General features: G+C 71.3%; 14 protein-coding genes and 1 pseudogene. 1 reads left to right on the top strand and 14 read right to left on the bottom strand.

What is annotated here, in order from left to right; genetic code table 11:
* Positions 1 to 3: 3 nt before the first annotated feature.
* The 7 genes and pseudogenes from MILUP08_RS13160 to MILUP08_RS13130 form a co-directional block, all read right to left on the bottom strand.
* Positions 4 to 1629: a lipopolysaccharide biosynthesis protein gene (locus MILUP08_RS13160; RefSeq protein ID WP_007458329.1), complete on the bottom strand. Its 1626-nt coding sequence runs from the start codon at positions 1627 to 1629 to the stop codon at positions 4 to 6.
* The gene (locus tag MILUP08_RS13155) at positions 1626 to 2912 is read right to left on the bottom strand and encodes an O-antigen ligase family protein (protein ID WP_377557669.1); all 1287 of its coding nucleotides are present in this window, start codon (positions 2910 to 2912) and stop codon (positions 1626 to 1628) included. Before MILUP08_RS13155 ends, MILUP08_RS13160 begins: the two co-directional genes overlap by 4 nt.
* 78 nt (positions 2913 to 2990) lie before the next feature.
* A pseudogene (locus tag MILUP08_RS13150) lies at positions 2991 to 4590 on the bottom strand (lipopolysaccharide biosynthesis protein).
* On the bottom strand, positions 4583 to 5134 hold the full coding sequence (locus MILUP08_RS13145; RefSeq protein ID WP_007458324.1) for an acyltransferase: 552 nt from the start codon (positions 5132 to 5134) through the stop codon (positions 4583 to 4585). The pseudogene MILUP08_RS13150 and the gene MILUP08_RS13145 overlap by 8 nt, the downstream one beginning before the upstream one ends.
* Positions 5135 to 5229: 95 nt before the next feature.
* On the bottom strand, positions 5230 to 7167 hold the full coding sequence (locus tag MILUP08_RS13140; protein ID WP_051065702.1) for a hypothetical protein: 1938 nt from the start codon (positions 7165 to 7167) through the stop codon (positions 5230 to 5232).
* A gap of 226 nt (positions 7168 to 7393) precedes the next feature.
* Entirely contained in the window at positions 7394 to 9100 is a 1707-nt protein-coding gene (locus MILUP08_RS13135) for a glycosyl hydrolase (RefSeq protein ID WP_007458320.1), read from the bottom strand.
* A gap of 91 nt (positions 9101 to 9191) precedes the next feature.
* Positions 9192 to 10043: a shikimate dehydrogenase gene (locus MILUP08_RS13130; RefSeq protein ID WP_007458318.1), complete on the bottom strand. Its 852-nt coding sequence runs from the start codon at positions 10041 to 10043 to the stop codon at positions 9192 to 9194.
* Between the two features lie 154 nt (positions 10044 to 10197).
* Between MILUP08_RS13130 and MILUP08_RS33770 the strand changes: the two genes are divergently transcribed.
* Entirely contained in the window at positions 10198 to 10689 is a 492-nt protein-coding gene (locus MILUP08_RS33770; protein WP_007458316.1) for a peptidoglycan-binding domain-containing protein, read from the top strand.
* A gap of 239 nt (positions 10690 to 10928) precedes the next feature.
* Here MILUP08_RS33770 and MILUP08_RS13120 read toward each other — a convergent pair whose 3' ends face one another.
* The 7 genes from MILUP08_RS13120 to MILUP08_RS13090 all read right to left on the bottom strand — a co-directional run.
* Entirely contained in the window at positions 10929 to 11288 is a 360-nt protein-coding gene (locus MILUP08_RS13120; RefSeq protein ID WP_007458313.1) for a hypothetical protein, read from the bottom strand.
* A 137-nt stretch (positions 11289 to 11425) separates the two neighbouring features.
* Positions 11426 to 12628, bottom strand: a complete 1203-nt coding sequence (gene mltG / locus MILUP08_RS13115; protein WP_007458311.1) for an endolytic transglycosylase MltG — start codon at positions 12626 to 12628, stop codon at positions 11426 to 11428.
* A complete protein-coding gene (gene ruvX / locus MILUP08_RS13110) occupies positions 12628 to 13086 on the bottom strand; it encodes a Holliday junction resolvase RuvX (RefSeq protein ID WP_007458309.1) in 459 nt (152 codons plus the stop codon). Before ruvX ends, mltG begins: the two co-directional genes overlap by 1 nt.
* A gap of 73 nt (positions 13087 to 13159) precedes the next feature.
* Complete coding sequence (gene alaS / locus MILUP08_RS13105) at positions 13160 to 15838, bottom strand: alanine--tRNA ligase (RefSeq protein WP_007458307.1); 2679 nt, start codon at positions 15836 to 15838, stop codon at positions 13160 to 13162.
* Positions 15835 to 16140 (bottom strand): hypothetical protein, encoded by a 306-nt coding sequence (locus MILUP08_RS13100; RefSeq protein ID WP_007458305.1) that lies wholly within the window; start codon positions 16138 to 16140, stop codon positions 15835 to 15837. Before MILUP08_RS13100 ends, alaS begins: the two co-directional genes overlap by 4 nt.
* A gap of 29 nt (positions 16141 to 16169) precedes the next feature.
* Positions 16170 to 16634, bottom strand: coding sequence for a DUF948 domain-containing protein (locus tag MILUP08_RS13095; protein WP_007458303.1), 465 nt, complete (start codon positions 16632 to 16634; stop codon positions 16170 to 16172).
* A gap of 149 nt (positions 16635 to 16783) precedes the next feature.
* A partial coding sequence (locus MILUP08_RS13090; RefSeq protein WP_063827217.1) for a hypothetical protein occupies positions 16784 to 17446 on the bottom strand: 663 nt, incomplete at its 5' end.

Below are 17446 nucleotides of genomic sequence, written 5' to 3'. Positions count from 1 at the left end.
CCCTCACCTGCCTCTCGTCGATTCCGGGGCCGGCCCGGCGGCCGTGGCCGCGTCGTCGGACCCACGGATCTGTCTCATGGTCACCCGGATGCCGGCGCGTACCCGGGGCAACGTCAACATGCCGACGCAACCGGCCAGCAGCACGCCCAGCGCCACCGCCAGGCCGGGCAGGCCACGGCCCCCGGCCAGCACGCCGACCCCCGCCGCGAGGCCGACACCGCCGACGGTGGCCGCCGCCGCGCGCAGCGTCGCGGCGTCGACAAGCGGCTCGGCGACCACCGCGCGGGCGAACGCCGCGGCGGTGAGGTTCTCGGTGGCGATGCCTGCGGCCCAGGCGAACGCGGCGCCCGTCGCGCCGTGCCCGGGGATCAGCCAGAGCCCGAGCGAGACGGTCACGGTGAGCCCGGCCACCGTGGACACCAGGTGCAGGCCACTGCGCCCGCCCATCAGCAGCAGGCTCTGCACGTTGCCCACGCCGGTGTTCACGAGCATCGCCAGCGCGAGCACCGTCATCGCCGGCACTCCTGCGGTGAACTCCGGGCCGAACAGCTGCAGGAACGCGAGCGCGAACACCGCGAGCAGCAGGTACACCGGCCAGGACAGCACCAGCCCCCAGGTCGTCAACTGCCGGTGCACGGCCGCCGCGGCGGCCCGTTCACCACGCCCCAGCAGCCGGGACAGCTGCGGCGACACCGCCACCCGCAACCCCTGCATGGCGAGCTGACCGGCCAGCACGTACCTGCCGACCGCGCCGAACACACCCGCGTCGGCCGGCCCGGCCAGCACCGACGTCAGCAGGACCCCCACCCACATGCTGCCCGCGTCGATGGCCGCCGAGGCGGCCCGGGGCAGCGCGAAGCGCCAGAACGTCGACCAGTCGGCCCGGCCCGGTCGCAGCTCCGCGCCCCGGCCCAGGCCGAGCGGGCCGGCCACCAGGATGAGGCAGGCAAGCAGCGCCAGCGCCGCCGGCACCAGCCAGCCGGTCATCCCGGCGAGCAGGCCGCCGCCGGCCAGCGCGGCGGCGCCGACAAGCGCCGGGCGGGCCACCGGCAGCAGGAGGAACTGCACGCCGACGTACGCGCGGATGGGTCGTACGCAGCGCAGCGCGGCCAGCAGCAGGGTCATCGCCACCACCACCGGCACGGCGGCGAAGGTGAGCGTCAGCAACGCGCCGCCGTGCTCGCCCGAGCCCCGCAGCAGTCGGGGGGCGAGCGCGTCGGCGCTCAGCGCTCCGGTGCCGGCGACCACGAGCCCGGCCAGCAGCGGAGGGATCAGCGCCACCGGCAGCACCCGGGCCGCGTCGCCCCGGACGCCGAGACGACGCCGGGGCAGCGCCCACATCAGACCGGTCTCCGCGCCCAGCGTGCAGACCGCTGTGGCCACGGTGACCACGCCGATCGCGGCGAAGAACGCGCCCGCGCCGGCCGTGCCGTACCCCCGGGTGATCACCACGGCCAGCACGAAGCCGAACAGGCCGCTGGTGGCGGCGCCGAGCAGCCCGGCCACGCCGCTGCGTGCGCTGCGGCGCGTCTCCGCCGCGCCGATGTCGACGGTGCCGACGGCGTCGGGCACCGAGCGGTGCGGGCCGTCGGGGCCGGCGCCGGCCGGCGGTCGGGTGGCGGCGGTCATGCCGGCACCGCCGTACCGGCGGGGCGCGGCGGGCGCGACCGCTGCGTGCTCGTGAGCCGTTCGCGTTCGGCGAGCGCCATGGCGAAGGCGACGGCGAAGAACGCGACCGACAGGTTCTGGTTGGCCATGCCGTAGAACGGGACCTGCACGAGGCAGACCACCGGCACCACCGCCAGCCACTGCCCGGCCGCCGAGGTCGCCCGCGCGCAGATCACCGCGGCGGCGACGAACCAGGCCAGGAAACACACGAGCGCCGGTACGCCGTGACTGAACAACACCATCCACAGCTGCCCCTGGGTGCCGATCGGCGCGGCCGCGGAGACCGTGTCCACGTTGACCGGCGCGCCGTAGCCCAGCCACGGCGAATCCTGCACGCGGCGGATCACCTCGGTGTAGAGCGACAGGCGGTCCGTGTTGGTGTCGCTGGAATCGACCCGCTTACTGATCAGGTCGGTGATCGGGATGAACAGGGTGGCCAGCGCGCCGATGACGACCACGCCGACGATGGACGCGGCGACCCGGACGTTGCCGCGCAGGCTGGCCCGCACCCCGAGCACCGCGAGCCCGGCGCCCAGGCTGAGGAACATCGCCCGATTCAGCGTGAGGAACGCGGGCGCCAGCGACAGCGGCAGCGACGCCAGCAGCACCCAGCGCAGCAACCCCCGACGGCGCAACATCGTGTACGCCACCACGCAGGGCAGGGTCATGGCGTACGCGCTGCCGTAGTTGTTGGTGTACGAGAACGGCGCGGCCGGCCGGTAGATCGGGTTGAGCGAGCGCTCGCTGTACTCCGCGGTTCTCAGGTGCACCATGTCCCGGATGAACGGGGTACGGGCCACGCCGCCGGGCAGCAGCACCTCCATCGGGGTGGTCATCCCCAGCCGGGGCACCAGCACCCCGAGCCAGCCCAGCACCACGAGCGCGAACCAGAACGCGCAGAGCGGGGTGAGCACCGCCACCAGGTCGGCGCGTTCGCGGGCGGCGACGTAGACGTAGACGGCGACCACAAGCGCGGTCAGGTAGAAGGCCAACCGCAGGGCGAAGGTCAGCAGCGAGGCAGGCGACGGCAGTTGGGTGGCGCTGACGACCACGATGGCCAGGAACAGCAGCCAGATGCCGGACGTCGGTGGCAGCGGCACCCGACCCCGGGTGAGCAGCAACGCGAGCAGTAGCGCGCCCAGCATCGGCCAGCCCAGGTAGAACGCCCCGAGCGCCCACCAGAGCGGCACCAGCCCGAACATCAACGCCAGCGGCCAGAGCGGCAGCCGGGCGGGGGGCGGGATCGGTGGCGCAGGCCCGAGGGGTGCGGCGGCGTCGCCGGGTGGCGGCTCGGTCGCCGGAGCGCGGGTGACCGACACCTGTCAGGCCCGGCCGTTGCGGGTGAGCACGAAGCCCAGCGGGGTGACCCCGGCGGCGCGCAGTCGCTCGACGAGCCGCCGCAGATCGCTCTGCCGGGTGCGGTCCCGCTCGACCACCACCACGGCGCTGCCCTGCCGGGCCACCGCCACGCCACGCTCGTCGGACTCCGCCGGTGGGGCGTTGAACAGCACCAGCCCGTGGTCGGCGCCCTGCCGCCAGGTGCCGAAGCGGACGCTGCCCACCCCCACGATCACCTCGTCGGACGACGCCGGCCGGCCGTTCTCGGACTGGGCGGACGCCACCCGGGGCAGCGTCAGCGTGGCGTCGGGGTCGGTGGAGGGACGGGCGCCGGGCGGGTGCGGGGGAGGGCCGCCGGGGCGCCGGGTTCTCCGCGGTGGCGCCGGCCGGGCTCGGAGCGCCGGCCGGGCGGGGCTGGGGCACCAGCGGCCGGGACGGGTCGATGGGCAGCCGCCCCCGGTCGGCGAGGACGGCGGCGCGCAGGCGCTCGGCGCGGCCGCTGTCGTCGGCCACGAAGACCTCCCGGCCGTCGGCGGCGAGCGCCACCGCCAGCCCGGCGGTGAGCGCCGTGGCGTCCTCCCGGGCGGTGACAAGCGCGACCCGGGCCGGTTGGCGGACCCGCTCGGCGACGGCCATCGCCACGTAGCGGATGTCCGCGTCGACAGCCCGGGGGCTGCCCCGAAACGCCGGCCGGCGCACCGTGCCGAGCAGCGGCAGGCCGGTGGCGTCCCGACCGTCGCTGACCGACCGGACCCGCCGGTCGGCCGACTCCCAGGCGTACGCCAGCACGACGCCGATCAGCGCGCCGCCGAGCAGGCCGGCGACCAGGTAGAGCGGTCGGTGCCCGGCCGAGGTGGCAAGCGCGCGCTCGGCGGTCTGCGTGATCCAGCCGGGGTTGACGTCGACCGCGGCGATCTCGGTGCGGGAGGAGTTGAGCTGGGTGAGCTGGTTGTTGATTCCGGACAGTTCGGCAAGCGCGGCGTCGCCGGCGGCGGTGCCCTTGGCGCTGCTGACCCGCTTCTGCACGGCGGTCTGCTGGGCGGCGACCTTGGTGATGCTGGCGTCGTAGGAGCGCAGCATCTCGGCGCGCTGCTGCTCGTACATGGTGCGCCGCACGTCGAGGTACGCCTGGGCGGCCAGGTTGGCCCCCTGCACCGCCCGCTGCGCGTCGTGCGCCTGGTAGGTGAAGCGCAGGATCTGCCCGCCGGTGGGGACCTCGACCTCGAGGGCGTTGCGGATGTCGCGCGGCTCGCCGCCGGCGGCGTCGGCGAGGCGTTGGACCACCTGGGTGCCGGTGGCGAGACCGCTCTCCACGTTCATGTTGACGGCGCGGTCGGCGCCCGCACCGCTGGGGGTGAAGGCGTCGGTGACCACCGGGCGGACCGCCACCACCGCGCTCGCGCTCACCGCCGCCGGGACGAGCAGCACGTAGCCGAGGGCGGCGAGCAGGCCGACCAGGGCGACCGCGACCACCAGCCGCAGGCGGTGCATCGGCACCCGCAACAGGTCGGTGAGCGTGACGGAACGGGGGGTGCCGGAGGACGGGCCGTCCGTCGGCCAGGAGGTGGGCGTCGCGTCAGTCATGGAACTTCTTCACCGTCTGTTGAGGATTGCCGACGACGACGACGCCCGGTGGCACGTCCGTACGCACCACAGTCGCCGCGCCCACGACGCTGTCCCGGCCCACGCGGACCCCCTTGAGGACGAGGGCGTGCGCGCCGATCCACACGTTCTCCTCGAGGACGATCGGGGCTCGCGTGGCCGGGCCGGGTGGGGCGTGCCGCTGCTCGGGCGGCAGGTTGTGGAAGTCGTTGTCGAGAAGCTCGCAATCGGACAGCAGGCACCGGTCTCCCACCGTCACCGACGTCCAGGTGCCGATCCAGGTGGCGTTGAGCAGACAGTCGGCCCCGATGCGCACCTCGCCGGGGCCGGCGAAACGGACCAGTTTGTTGAGCCGGCTCCGGTCGCCGATGCTGACCCGTACGCCCCGGCGCAGCCGGATCCGGCCTCGGATCTCCACGTCCCGCCCGAGTGTGAGCCGTCGGTAGCGCAGCCTGTACCAGGCGCGTTTGAGCGCGAAGACCAGGTGCACGGCGCGTTTCGCGCGGATGCCAGCAGCGCCGACCAACGACCCCTCCCCCACATCGTGGGGTCGGCGGCGGTGGTCCCGCCGCCGACCCAACGTGAACAATCTACCGACGCTCCGTTACGAACGGTGGACCGTTACTGCACGGAGAAGAACAGCGAGGGGGTGGACCAGGACAACTCGGGCGTCGCCGTGGCGATGACCGTCGCCGTGGCGCCGTCGAGCACGGCGGTCGGCGCGGCCGTCGGGTCGAACGGCGCGCTGCGCAGCGTGCCGTCGGTGGCACCGTAGACGATCCGACCGCCGACCCAGGCCATGCCGCGCACACCCGACCAGGTGACACCGGTGGTGGGCAGCGCGAACTCGGTGGCGCCCAGATAGCTGCCGTCGATCTCGAAGTAGCGGTAGTAGAGGCTGTTGGCGCCGGTGCGGGTGTAGTAGAGCCGACCGTCGAGATAGAAGGCGCCGGTCAGCAGGGCCGGGTTGAACCAGTCGTTGTAACCGGACGCCTCCCACGGCGATCCGATCGCACCGCCGTTGAACAGCGAGATGTCGATGCGGCTGCCGGTGGGCGTGCCGGCGACGGTGTGCGCCCAGTAGATCCGGTCGTCGACCCGCCAGGTCGCGCCGGCCGCCGTGTACGCGGGCTGGCTGGTCGCGGTCGCGGTGCCCAGCGTGGCGCCGTCGAACGGCACCTTGGTCACGGCGCCCGGGGCGGTGGCCACGTAGAGGTTGCCCGTGGTCGCCGACGGCGGGTTCTTCGCGGTGAACGTGCGCCCGCCGGCGAGCGGGAACATGCCGAGCCGCCCGTGGTACTCCTCGCCCATGCCGTCGGAGTTGTGCCCGAAGTAGAGGCCGTCCGAGCCGCGCCAGAGCACCGGCACCGCGGAGCCCCAGGCGGTGGTGCCGGCGGGCATCGAGGCGCTGCCGCTGCGGCGCGGGTTCCAGTTCACCGGCAGGCCGGTGGCCGGGGTGACCGCGGCGATGCCGAGCCGGTCGATCGCGCCCGCGCCGGCGGTGTCGCTGGCGTTCGGGTTGTTCAGCCACCGGAAGTGCCCGCCGAGGTAGATGACGTTGTCGGCCACCTCGACGGAGGTGATGGTGTCGTTGCCGGTGAAGTCGATCCAGGTGGCGAGCTGGCCGGCACCCCGGGCGGGGGTCTCGAAACGGGCCAGGGCGTCGCAGTACGCGGTCGGCCAACCGCCGCCGCCGTTGGAGCCGACCACGAACCAGCTGCCGTCCTCGGCGAACCGCACGTCCTGCACGTAGTGCACGAACGTCGTCGGGGACGCGCACGGCGACACGTACTTCTCGGTGCTCCAGTCCAGCACGGTCGGGGTGCCGGTGAGGTCGACGAGCGCGATCTGGTTGCGCGGCAGGTCGTTGACGAGCGTGAAGTTGCCGCCCAGCACGAGGGTGCCGCCGTCCGGCGTGACGTCGATCGTCCACACGTACGACGTGGTGCCGTGCCGCCCGACGGTGGCGTCGATCGCGAACGTCGGGTCGATCGCGCCGGTGGTCGCGTTGAGCCGGCCGAGGCCGACGTGCGCGGTGCCGTTGAGCCAGTTGAACGCGCCAGCCACGTAGAGCGAGTTGCCCGACAGCACCAGGTCGCGGACGGTGCCGCCGTCGGAGCGTCCGACCCAACTGTCGATGGTCGCGCCGGTCGCGGGGTTCAGCGCGACCAGGTTCTTGCGGGACGCACCGTTGACGTTCTTGAAGGCGCCGCCGACGATCAGCGTGCCACCGGGTCCGGCGACCAGCGTGTTGACCGCGCCGTCGAGCACCGGCAGGAACGTCGTGGACATGGTGCCGGTGGTCCGGTCGTACGCGAAGAGGTAGCGCTGCGTGATCCACGCGGAGCTGGCAGTCTGTCGGAGCTGGGTGAAGCTGCCGCCGACGAACACGGTGTTGCCGACCTGCGCGAAGGCGCGGGTCTCACCGTCGCGGGCGTGCGGGGTCGTGTCGCTGGGGTTACCGGACACCAGGGTCGCGGTCGCGGGGACCGGCACCACCGCCGCCGAGGACACCGAGGGCACGCTGAGCACCGCGGCGACGGTCGCCAGAGCGACCACCCCCGCCCGAGTACGACGTCGTCCTGACAACCGCCACAAGTGCGAGAGTTTGGGCACGCTGCGCCTCCAAGATGGATGAGAACCCGAGGTAGCGTGCCTCGCCCAGCCTGGTAGGCGCATCCGCCGATTGGGCGGTGCATGAATCTGCTAACCGACAGAACGCCGGAGGATCAGCTTGCGAACTCCCGATGAACGGTGTCGGCGTTCACGATGTCGTCATCGTTGGTCAGCGGCTCCCTCCGGTGGGCTGCCGCAGGTACGCGTCCTTGCCGGCCTGCGTGAAGCCGGCGACCGCGGACGCGTCGTGGTTCATCGTCATGTCACAGGTCGCCGTGCGGGTGGTCATGCCCGGCGAATTGAAGTAGATGGCTGCCTTGATCTTCGGGTGGGCCTTCAGGGCCGCCGGGAACTCCTGGAACCAGCGCTGCTTGGCCCCCTTGTCGGCGGAGTTGAAGTTCGTGCCGAACTCGGCGAGCATCCGCGGCTTGCCGGCCCCGATGCCGTTCTCGTCGAGCCAGCGGTAGAAGCCGTCGACTGTCGTGCTCGGGCTCTTCCACACGGTGCTGCCGTTGCAGACGTGGAAGTTGTACGGGTCGTAGGCCACCCAGTCGACGTACCGGTCGCCGGGGTACAGGCCGGCGTACCGGGAGTAGTGCCCGGACCAGCCCATCATCGTCCACACCCAGACGGCGTTGTCCGCGCCGGCCTTGGCGAACCGCTCGTACACGTACTTCCAGGCGCGGACGAAGTCGGCGTCGCTGCCCTTGTTCGGCTCGTCCTCCGGCTCGTGGTCGAAGCCCAGGAACACCGGCACCTTGGCGGCGCGGATGCGACCGGCGACCGCGTCGATGGTGGCGTCGTGGCGACCGCTGTAGACGTCGGACCACTTCAGCGTCGTCCCGGCGGAGAAGTCGCGGGATTCCCAGGCGAAGAACATCAGCCGGCCCTCGCGCATCTGCTGCGCCTCGTACGCGTCGGGGAAGGCGCCGTTGCTGCCGGCGTTGGAGAAGTCGTGGTAGCGGTGCACGATGTCGAACTTGCGCCCGACCTGCGCCTCGACTGTGGTGATCGCCTTGGCGTGATCCCAGCCGCTGCCCGCGTTGGCGGGTGAGTACATGCCCCACCAGGCGCCGCAGGAGGGGACGAGCGTGTCCGACACCTGGCCGCACCTGCCGGACGGGAGTTCCGGGCTGCCCGTGGGCGTGGGTGTCCGGGTCGGCGCGAGCGTCGGCGTGGGCTTGGGCGCCGCGGTGGTCGGCGGCACGCTCGGCGAGGGCGTCGGGGCCGGACGGGTCGTCGGCGCCGACGACGGCGGGGTGCCCAGGTCGTAGCTGATCACCAGGCTGGGCCGCAGCTCCGGGTTGCGGTTCTCGACCGATCCCCAGTAGACGCGCGTCTCCAGGCCGGTCTGGGCGAGCGACACCGTCCAGGTGCCGTTGCCGGTGACCAGCTTGGAGACGTCCCACTCGTTGACGCCCTTGGCCACGCCGGTCACGGTGTCCAGCGCGGCCCCCGCCGTCGCCGGGGCCGGGCGCGTCTCGCGGGCGCTCAACGGCGAGGCGTGCGCGGTCACCGTGGCGGCGAACTGCTGCCAGGCGTGCATGCGCAGCGTCGCCCGGACGTTGACGGCGGCGGCCGGAACGGTGGTCACGGCGAACTCGACGACCGCCTCCCGGCCACCACGCGGGTTGCCGTCACAGCGCGCCGGGCAGGTCGCCAGGGTCGTCTTGGTGGCGTTGTCCCCGTCCTGCGTCACGATTGTCGCGGTCGTGTCGGCCACCGCGCGGATCGACAGGTCGTCGCTGGCCAGCAGCGGCATCATGGTGGCCACGATGCCTGCCACCACCGCACCGCCGACCACGCCGACGGCGATCGCCTTGCGCCGGGGACCGTTGCGGAGCCGGGTGATGCGGTGCAGTCCATGCCTGGTCAAGGAGAACTCCCTGTGTCTGCTGCGATAACCGTGAGCAGCGTATCGACGACCAGGGCATGTCGTGGGCAGGACAGTTTCCCGTAAGCGCGTCTTAACCGTCAGCTAAGGAAGTCGCCCCGCGGGCCGCCACCAGGGCCTCCCGCATCGCCCCGACCGGCGCGGCGACGCCGGTGAACTGCTCGAACTGGCCGACCGCCTGCGCCAGCAACAGGTCCAGTCCGGACACCACCCGCAGACCGGCCGCGCGGGCGGACGCGGCCAGCGGCGTCGGCCACGGGTCGTAGAGCGCGTCGAAGTAGACCCCGCCCGGTCGCCACGTCACCACTGCCGCGAGCGGGTCGGCGACGCCCTTCGGCACCGTGGAGACGACCACGTCCGCCGCGGCGAGCCGGGCCGGGTCGGGCCAGACGGCGCCGGTCAGCGCGAGATCGAGGGCGTCGGCCACCGGACGCAGCTCGTCGACCGCCTCCGCTCGGCGGGCCACCACGGTGACCGACGAGCAGGCCAACTGGGCGGCGGCGGCGAGCGCGGCACGGGCGGTTCCCCCCGCACCGAGGACGGTCAGGGCGGCGCCGGGCACCACCCCCGCCCCGGTGAGCACCTCGACCATGCCGCCGACGTCGGTGTTGTCCGCGTACCAGGAGCCGTCCGGACGGCGTACCAACGTGTTGGCCGCGCCGACGGCGACCGCGACCGGCGACGCGGCGTCCGCAACCGCGAGCGCCGCCTCCTTGCCCGGCATGGTCACCGACAACCCGGCCCACTCCGGGCCGAGGCCGGCGACCAGGGCCGGCAGCTCCGCCGCCGCGCACTCGATCCGGGTGTACGACCAGTTGGTGAGCCCGGCGGCGGCGTAGCCGGCGGTGTGGATCACCGGGGACAGCGAATGCGCGATGGGTTTGCCCAGCACAGCAGCCCTGCGGGCCACCACTGTCCGCGTCATGTCCGCCCCCCGTACACGTCGCCTCGACCCTACCGACCGCACCGGCCACCGCACCACCCGTCGCCGACCGCACCGGCGGTTGTTCGCTTGACGTTTCATCGACGTCGGTGAAAGCATTCGGCGCAGGACGATCGATCGAAAACAGGGGGGAACCATGAACAAACGGATTCTGCGCGTCCTCATCGCGATTGCCGCGGCCTTCAGCATTTCGCTGATGGCGGCCGCACCCGCGCGTGCGGACAGCGCGGCGGGCAGCTGGTCGGACAATCACGAGCTGTGCGCGTCCAGCTCGTGCGTCCGCGCCGGCAACATCGTGCGCCTCTGGCAGGCCATCATCTGGGCCGACGACCTGAGCGGCAGCGTCGGCACCAGCTTCATCGACGGCGAGTACGGCTCCAACACCGCCGCCAAGACCAGGACCTGGCAGGACGTGATGAACATCGGCATCGACGGGCAGGTCGGGCCGCAGACCTGGGGCAAGGCGTACGGTGCGGTCAACCGCAACACCGGCTACGACACGAGCACCCAGACCGGGTACTTCTACTACGGCTACAACCGCACGTTCGCGCTGCGCAAGCAGAACAGCAACGGCGTGTGGACGTTCCTGAACCCGCGCACCGGTTCATGGACCGGCACGAGCCACTGACAATGACAATGACAATGACAATGACAATGACAATGACAATGACACCGTAAATGGTGTTTTCAAGCTGACGAAAAGGCTCCCTTCCCGGCGCGACCGCAATTCCGATCGCCTTTCAGGAAGGGAGCCTTCGCGTTGTTGAGGGTGGCGGAGCCGGCAGTCCTGCGAAGCGTCCGCCATTAGACAGTGCGGGCGACCGGACCCACGTCGTCGACCAGCTCAGACCAATCCCTCAAGCGCTGTCAGGGAAGGACGGCGACCGACGAACAGTTACCGATGCCAGTGCGGCAGATCCGGTAGGAGTAGCCCGATCGCGCGAAAGCCGCCCAGCCCTCCGAGGAGGTGCAGATGGAGTTGCCCTTCCACGACCAGGTGCTGCTGCCCGGCGCGCGCTCCTGCCACCGGGCACAGTGGCCGTCGGTCAGCGGATCACGGGCGAAGAGGTCCCAGTCGCCGTTCTTGATGTAAACGGCCCGCCCGGCGGCACCGGTTGTGCTCTTGCTGATCACCGCGGCCTGAGCCGGCACCGCCGCGAACGCGAGCAGGACCGCAGCCGTCGAGGCGACTGCTCCAAGTCTCGCCGTCCATCTCTTCGTCGTCATGACCACTCCCCGTTTTCGTGGCTGTCAATAAAGGACAGTCGCAGTCTAACGACGAGAGAGGCAATGATCAATGAGTTATCGCTGTCTGACTGGGCGTGGCAGTCGGGCTCGTAACCCGCCAGGCCGGCCCAGCAAGACTAGATGATCCCGGCCTCCTTGGCCTTGGCCTCGTTGCGCTTCTGCTCCTCGTACGTCTCGGCGAAGGCGGAGTGCCCCTGCTTGTCGATCGCCACGAAGTAGAGCCACTTGCCCACCGGCGGAGCCATCGCGCCCTCCAGCGCCTGCTTGCCGGGGTTGTTGATCGGAGTGGGGACCAGACCACGCAGCTTGCGGTTGTACGGGTTCTTGGGGTTGTCCATGTCGGCCGCCGTCATCTCCTTCGACGACTTGGTCCTCTGCCCGGTCGACTCCAGGTAGTAGTTGACCGTGACGTCCATCTCCAGGCAGTTGCAGGGGAACTCGCCGTACACCCGGTTGTAGGCCACCCGGGCGACCTTGCCGAGGTCGTCCTTGTTGCCCGCCTCGGCCTGGGCCAGCGAGGCCACGATCAGCGCCTCGTACGGGCTGACGCCACCCCGTTCCCGCTGCACCCGGTCGGCGAACTTCATCTCGCCGGTCACCGAGAGGAAGTTGTCCACCATCAGCTTGAGGATGCTCTCGGCGGTGGCCTTCGGCGGGATCTCGTACGTGTCCGGGTAGAGGAAGCCCTCGACGGACTTGACGACCTTCTTGCCGTCCGAACGCTTGAACCACCAGTCCGGCACGCCGAGCGCCTCCGGGTCCTTCGCGGCGGTCTGGAAGTCCTTGACCGGGATCTTGGTCTTGTCGGAGAGCAGCTTGTAGATGTTCATGCTGGTCCGACCCTCGGGGATGGTCAGCCCGTTGACGATCTTGTTCTTCAGGTCGAGCATCGCCGTCACCGCGCTGGCGCCGCTCATCTGCTTGCGCAACTTGTACGTGCCCGGCTGGATGTTCTTGCTGCGCGAGTTGGCCTCGGCGGCCTCGATGAACGCCTTCTGGCTCTTCACCACGTCAGCGGCCACCAGGGCGTCGGCCATGTCGGCGAGCAGTGCGCCGTTCTTGATCTCGACGGTGATCTCACCGGAGCCGGCGCCGTCGTAGTCGGGCGTGACGAAGTAGTTCTGGATCCGGTCGAACCCGTAGAACGCGCCGCCGCCGATGCCGCCCAGCAGCAGCAGGGCCATCAGCAGCGCCAGGAAGGTCTTACCGCGACCCCCGGAGCTGGAGCCGCCGTCGCGCTTGCGGACGAAGCTGCGCCGGTGTCGGCCCTTCTCACCCCGCTCCGGCTCGTCAAACCCAAGATCCAGATCGTCGATCATTACGTCCGCCTCCGCTGCGCGTCCAGCCAGCTCTGCAGGATCTCCACCGCGGCCGCCTGGTCGACAACCGCACGTTGACGTTTACCTCGGACGCCACGTTCGGCAAGCCTACGAGAAGCGACCACGGTCGACATCCTCTCGTCGGTAAGCGTTACCGGTACGGGCGCTATCACATCGACCAGTCGGTCAGCGTACGCCTTCACTCCGACCGCCGCAGGGCCGTGTTTGCCGGCCAGATTGACCGGAAGGCCGACGACAACCTGGACCGCCTCATGTTCGGCCACCAACGCCGCGAGCTGGGCAAGGTCGCTCGGCACCGCGTCCGGCGCGGCGGTGAGATCGCGGGCGAGGGTGACAAGCGGCGTGGCCAGCACCCCGTCCGGATCCGAGCGGGACACCCCGACCCGCACCTGACCGACGTCCACACCGATGCGAACACCCCGTGTGAATCCGCTCACCGAAGGTCACCACTCGGCTGTCGACGAACCAGGGCGGACCGATCGGCCCGCCCTGGTCGACAATGACCGGCCATCACGCCTCGGTGATCGCCTTCTCGACGGTGAGCAGCAGGTTGGGCGCCTCGGCCGCGGGCAGGCCGCCACCCTGGGCAAGGTCGGGGCTGCCCCCGCCGCGCCCGGAGAACGCCGCCTTCACCAGGTCCGACGCGGCCAGGCCCCGACTTCGGGCCGCCGCGTTGACCGCCACCACAAGCGACGCCTTGCCGTTCGCGCGGGCCGCCACCGCGACCACCGCCGGCCGCGCCGGGTCGATCTTGCCGCGAATCTCCTGCGCCAGGGTCCGTACGTCGTTGCCGGCCGCGCCCTCCGGCGCCTCGGTGCCCACGTACGCCACCCCGCGCACATCCCTGGCCTGCGCGGCGAGCGCCCCCGCCCCGCCCAGCACCAACTGGGCGCGCAGCTTCTCCAACTCCTTCTCCGCGTCGCGGAGCTGGGTGACGGTCTGCTCCACCCGGTCGGCGACCTGGTCGTTGGGCACCCGGTACAGCTCGGCCAGCCGGGACACCAGCAGGTGCTCCCTGGCCAGGAAGCCGAAGGCGTCCATGCCGACGAGCGCCTCGACCCGGCGGACACCGGAACCGATCGACGACTCGGAGAGGATCTTCACGAGGCCGAGCTGCGCCGAGCGGGCCACGTGCGTGCCGCCGCACAGCTCCCGGGCGTAGTCGCCGACCTCGACGACCCGCACCTCCTCGCCGTACTTCTCGCCGAACAGCGCCATCGCGCCGATCCGCCGCGCCTCGTCCAGCGAGGTGATGAAGGCGTGCACCTCCAGGTCGGCCAGGAGCACCTCGTTCACCTGCTGCTCCACGTCCCGCAGGACGGTCGGCGACACACCCGTCGGGGTGTTGAAGTCGAACCGCAGCCGGCCCGGCGCGTTCAGCGAACCCGCCTGGGTGGCCGACTCGCCGAGGAAGTTACGCATGGTCTGGTGCACCAGGTGGGTGGCCGTGTGCGACCGGGAGATCGCCCGCCGCCGGGTGGTGTCGATCTCGGCGTAGCCGGTGTCGCCGCTGTGCACCTCGCCCCGGATGACCCGCGCCCGGTGCACGATCAGACCGGGCACCGGCTGCTGCACGTCGAGCACCTCGACCTGACCGTCGCCGACGGTGATGATGCCGTGGTCGGGCTGCTGACCACCGCCCTCGGCGTAGAACGGGGTCGTGTCGAGCACCAACTCGACGGTCTCACCCTCGGTCGCCGCCTGGCGCGGACCGTCGGCGCCCAACAGCGCCCGCACCCGCGACTCGCGGGCCACCTCGCTGTAGCCGGTGAACGTCACCGGGCCGCCCGCGTCGAGCACCGAGCGGTACGCCGACACGTCGGTGTGCCCCGTCTTGCGAGCCTGCGCGTCCGCCTTCGCCCGGGTCCGCTGGTCGGCCATCAGCCGGCGGAAGCCCTCGTCGTCGACCTTCAGGCCCTGCTCGGCCGCGATCTCCAGGGTCAGGTCGATCGGGAAGCCGTACGTGTCGTGCAGTTGGAACGCCTTCGCCCCGGACAGCGCGGTGCCGCCCGCCGTGCGGGTCTCGGCGATCGCGGTGTCCAGGATCGTCGTCCCGGCGCGCAACGTCGACAGGAAGGCTTCCTCCTCGGCGTACGCGTACTGCGCGATCCGGTCGAAGTCGGTCGCCAGCTCCGGGTACGACGGCGCCATACAGTCCCGCGCGACCGGCAGCAGCTCGGGCAGCGCCCGGTCCTGCCAGCCGAGCAGTCGGATCGACCGGATCGCCCGGCGCATGATCCGGCGCAGCACGTAGCCACGACCCTCGTTGCTCGGGGTCACGCCGTCGCCGATCAGCATCAGCGCGGTCCGCACGTGGTCCGCGACCACCCGCAGCCGGACGTCGTCCGGGTGCGACTCGCTGGCGACGTGCCCCGAGTGCGCGCCGTAGCGCTTGCCGGTCAGCTCCGCCGCCCGGGCCAGGATCGGCCGGACCTCGTCGATCTCGTACAGGTTGTCGACGCCCTGCAGGATGGAGGCCATCCGCTCCAGGCCCATGCCGGTGTCGATGTTCTGCGCGGGCAGGTCACCCAGGATCGGGTAGTCCTCCTTGGTGGTGCCCGGGCCGCGCTCGAACTGCATGAAGACGAGGTTCCAGTACTCCATGTACCGGTCCTCGTCGACCGCCGGGCCGCCCTCGGCGCCGTACTCCGGGCCCCGGTCGTAGAACAGCTCCGACGACGGACCGCACGGGCCGGGAATGCCCATCGACCAGAAGTTGTCCGCCTTGCCCCGACGGACGATCCGCTCGGCCGGCACGCCCACCGACCGCCAGATCTCGAACGCCTCGTCGTCGTCGAGGTAGATCGTCGGCCAGATCCGCTCCGGATCCAGACCGTAACCACCCTCGGCGACGGGCTTCGTGGACAACTCCCAGGCCAGCGGAATCGCGCCGGCCTTGAAGTAGTCACCGAAGGAGAAGTTGCCGTTCATCTGGAAGAACGTGCCGTGCCGGCTGGTCTTGCCGACCTCGTCGATGTCCGGGGTGCGGATGCACTTCTGCACGCTCACCGCCCGCCGGTACGGCGGGGTCTGCTGGCCCAGGAAGTAGGGCACGAACTGCACCATGCCGGCGTTGACGAACAGCAGGTTCGGGTCGCTGATGGCGGGCAGCGGAGCGGACGGCACCACGGCGTGGCCGTTCGCCTCGAAGTGCGCGAGGTACCGCCGCTTGATCTCCGCCGTCTTCATCGCTGGTGTTCCTCCGGAAAGATTTCTCGATCGCCGATCCGCGGGTCCTCCCGCAGCTCGGCGAACTGGTCGTCGAACGCCTCGCCCTGGGCGAACGCCTGGTGGATCTCCTGCTCGCGCTCGGCCATCCCGACCCGGACGTCCTCCACGAAGCTACGCAGCGACTCCATCAGGCCGCCAGCGGATTCCGACAACGAGCTGGCGATGCCGGCGGGGGTGTACGCCTGCGCGGTGCGGGTCGCCTTGCGGACCACGATCACGCCCACGGCCACGCCGATGCCGAGCCAGAACAAGCGCCTCATGTCTCGCTACCTCCTGGTACGCCGGCCGGTCAGCTGTTGCCGCGCCGGGCGGCCCGCCGCTGCTGCTTGATGGTGTCGCGCACCTCGCGCTCGGTCTCGGCGTGCCGGCGGCCAGCGGCGGCCTTGCGCACGCCGTAGCCGAAGGCGGCCACCTTGACCAGCGGGTTCGCGGCCGCGGCGGAGACCACGGTGGCCAGGTTGGCGACGTTGGCGGTGACGTTCTGCGCGTGGCTGGTCATCGTGTCGACCTTCGCCAGCTGCAGGTTCACGCCGTCGAGCGAGGTCTGCACCTGCTCCAGCGCGACGTTGACGTTCTTCACCGTGGTGTTCACGTCGCCGAGCAGCGGACCGGTCCGATCGTTGAGGTCGTTGATCATCCGGGTGGTGGCGTCCACCGTGTGCCGCAGCCGCAGGATGGGCAGCGTCAGGATGAGCACCAGCACCGCGAACGCGCTCGCCGCGATCAGCGCCGCGATCGCCAAAATGTCGCCCACGCCTGTCCTCCTCAAGCAGATTTCCGCCGGACCCGACGTCCCCGGAACGCACAACCGTGGTGCCCACCGAACCCACCGAGCCGTCACCGGTCGCCGGGCACGGGCGGGCCCGCCAGCCCCAGACCCTACCGTCCGTGATGGAGAGCGGCTCAGGACGGTGAGGGTGTCACGTCGCCCAGCGGATCTCCGCTGACCGTCGGGAACGGGTCCTCTCCGGTCAGTGACGGATCGGTGCTGGGCTGCGGCCTGGTCCGCTCGTCGTCGATCGCGTTGCGCACCTTCACCGACACCAACGAGCCGGTGCACTCCCCCGCAGCGGCCGACGGCTCCGGGGACGGCACGATCGCCGGTTCCCCGTCGACAGGTGGCGGCACGCAGGCCGGCGCCCGGACCCACAGGTCGAGGGTCAACTCGTCCTGACGCCAGCACGTGTAGCTGCCCTTCGTCTCCTGCTCCGGGCAGCGGCTCACCTTCCACGGTTGCCAGCCGTCCTGGCGCAGCGCGGCCTCGTAGACCTTCGCCGTCTCCTCCGGCGACTTCTCCGAGGTGACGGTGCGCTCGCGCAGCCGGCAGTCGAGCAGGCACCAGCGGCTGCCGCTGACGTCGTCGACCGTTTTCGTCGCGGCCCACGCCGGCACACCGAGCTGGTCCAGGTTGTCGAAGACCGGATCCCGGCTCAGCGTGCGAACCCCGAAGAAGAGCGGTACCGCGCCGAGCAGCACGATGCTCACCAGCGCCAGGACGGCCACCCGCAGTCGGCGTCGTTCGCGTGACTGCCGGCGTACCTCGGATCGGGCGCCCGGGGCGTCGTC

This window comes from Micromonospora lupini str. Lupac 08 (assembly GCF_000297395.2).
Taxonomy (GTDB): Bacteria; Actinomycetota; Actinomycetes; order Mycobacteriales; family Micromonosporaceae; genus Micromonospora; species Micromonospora lupini.
The sequence above is the reverse complement of the archived record's forward strand: the minus strand, read 5'-3'. Positions and strand labels throughout refer to the sequence as shown.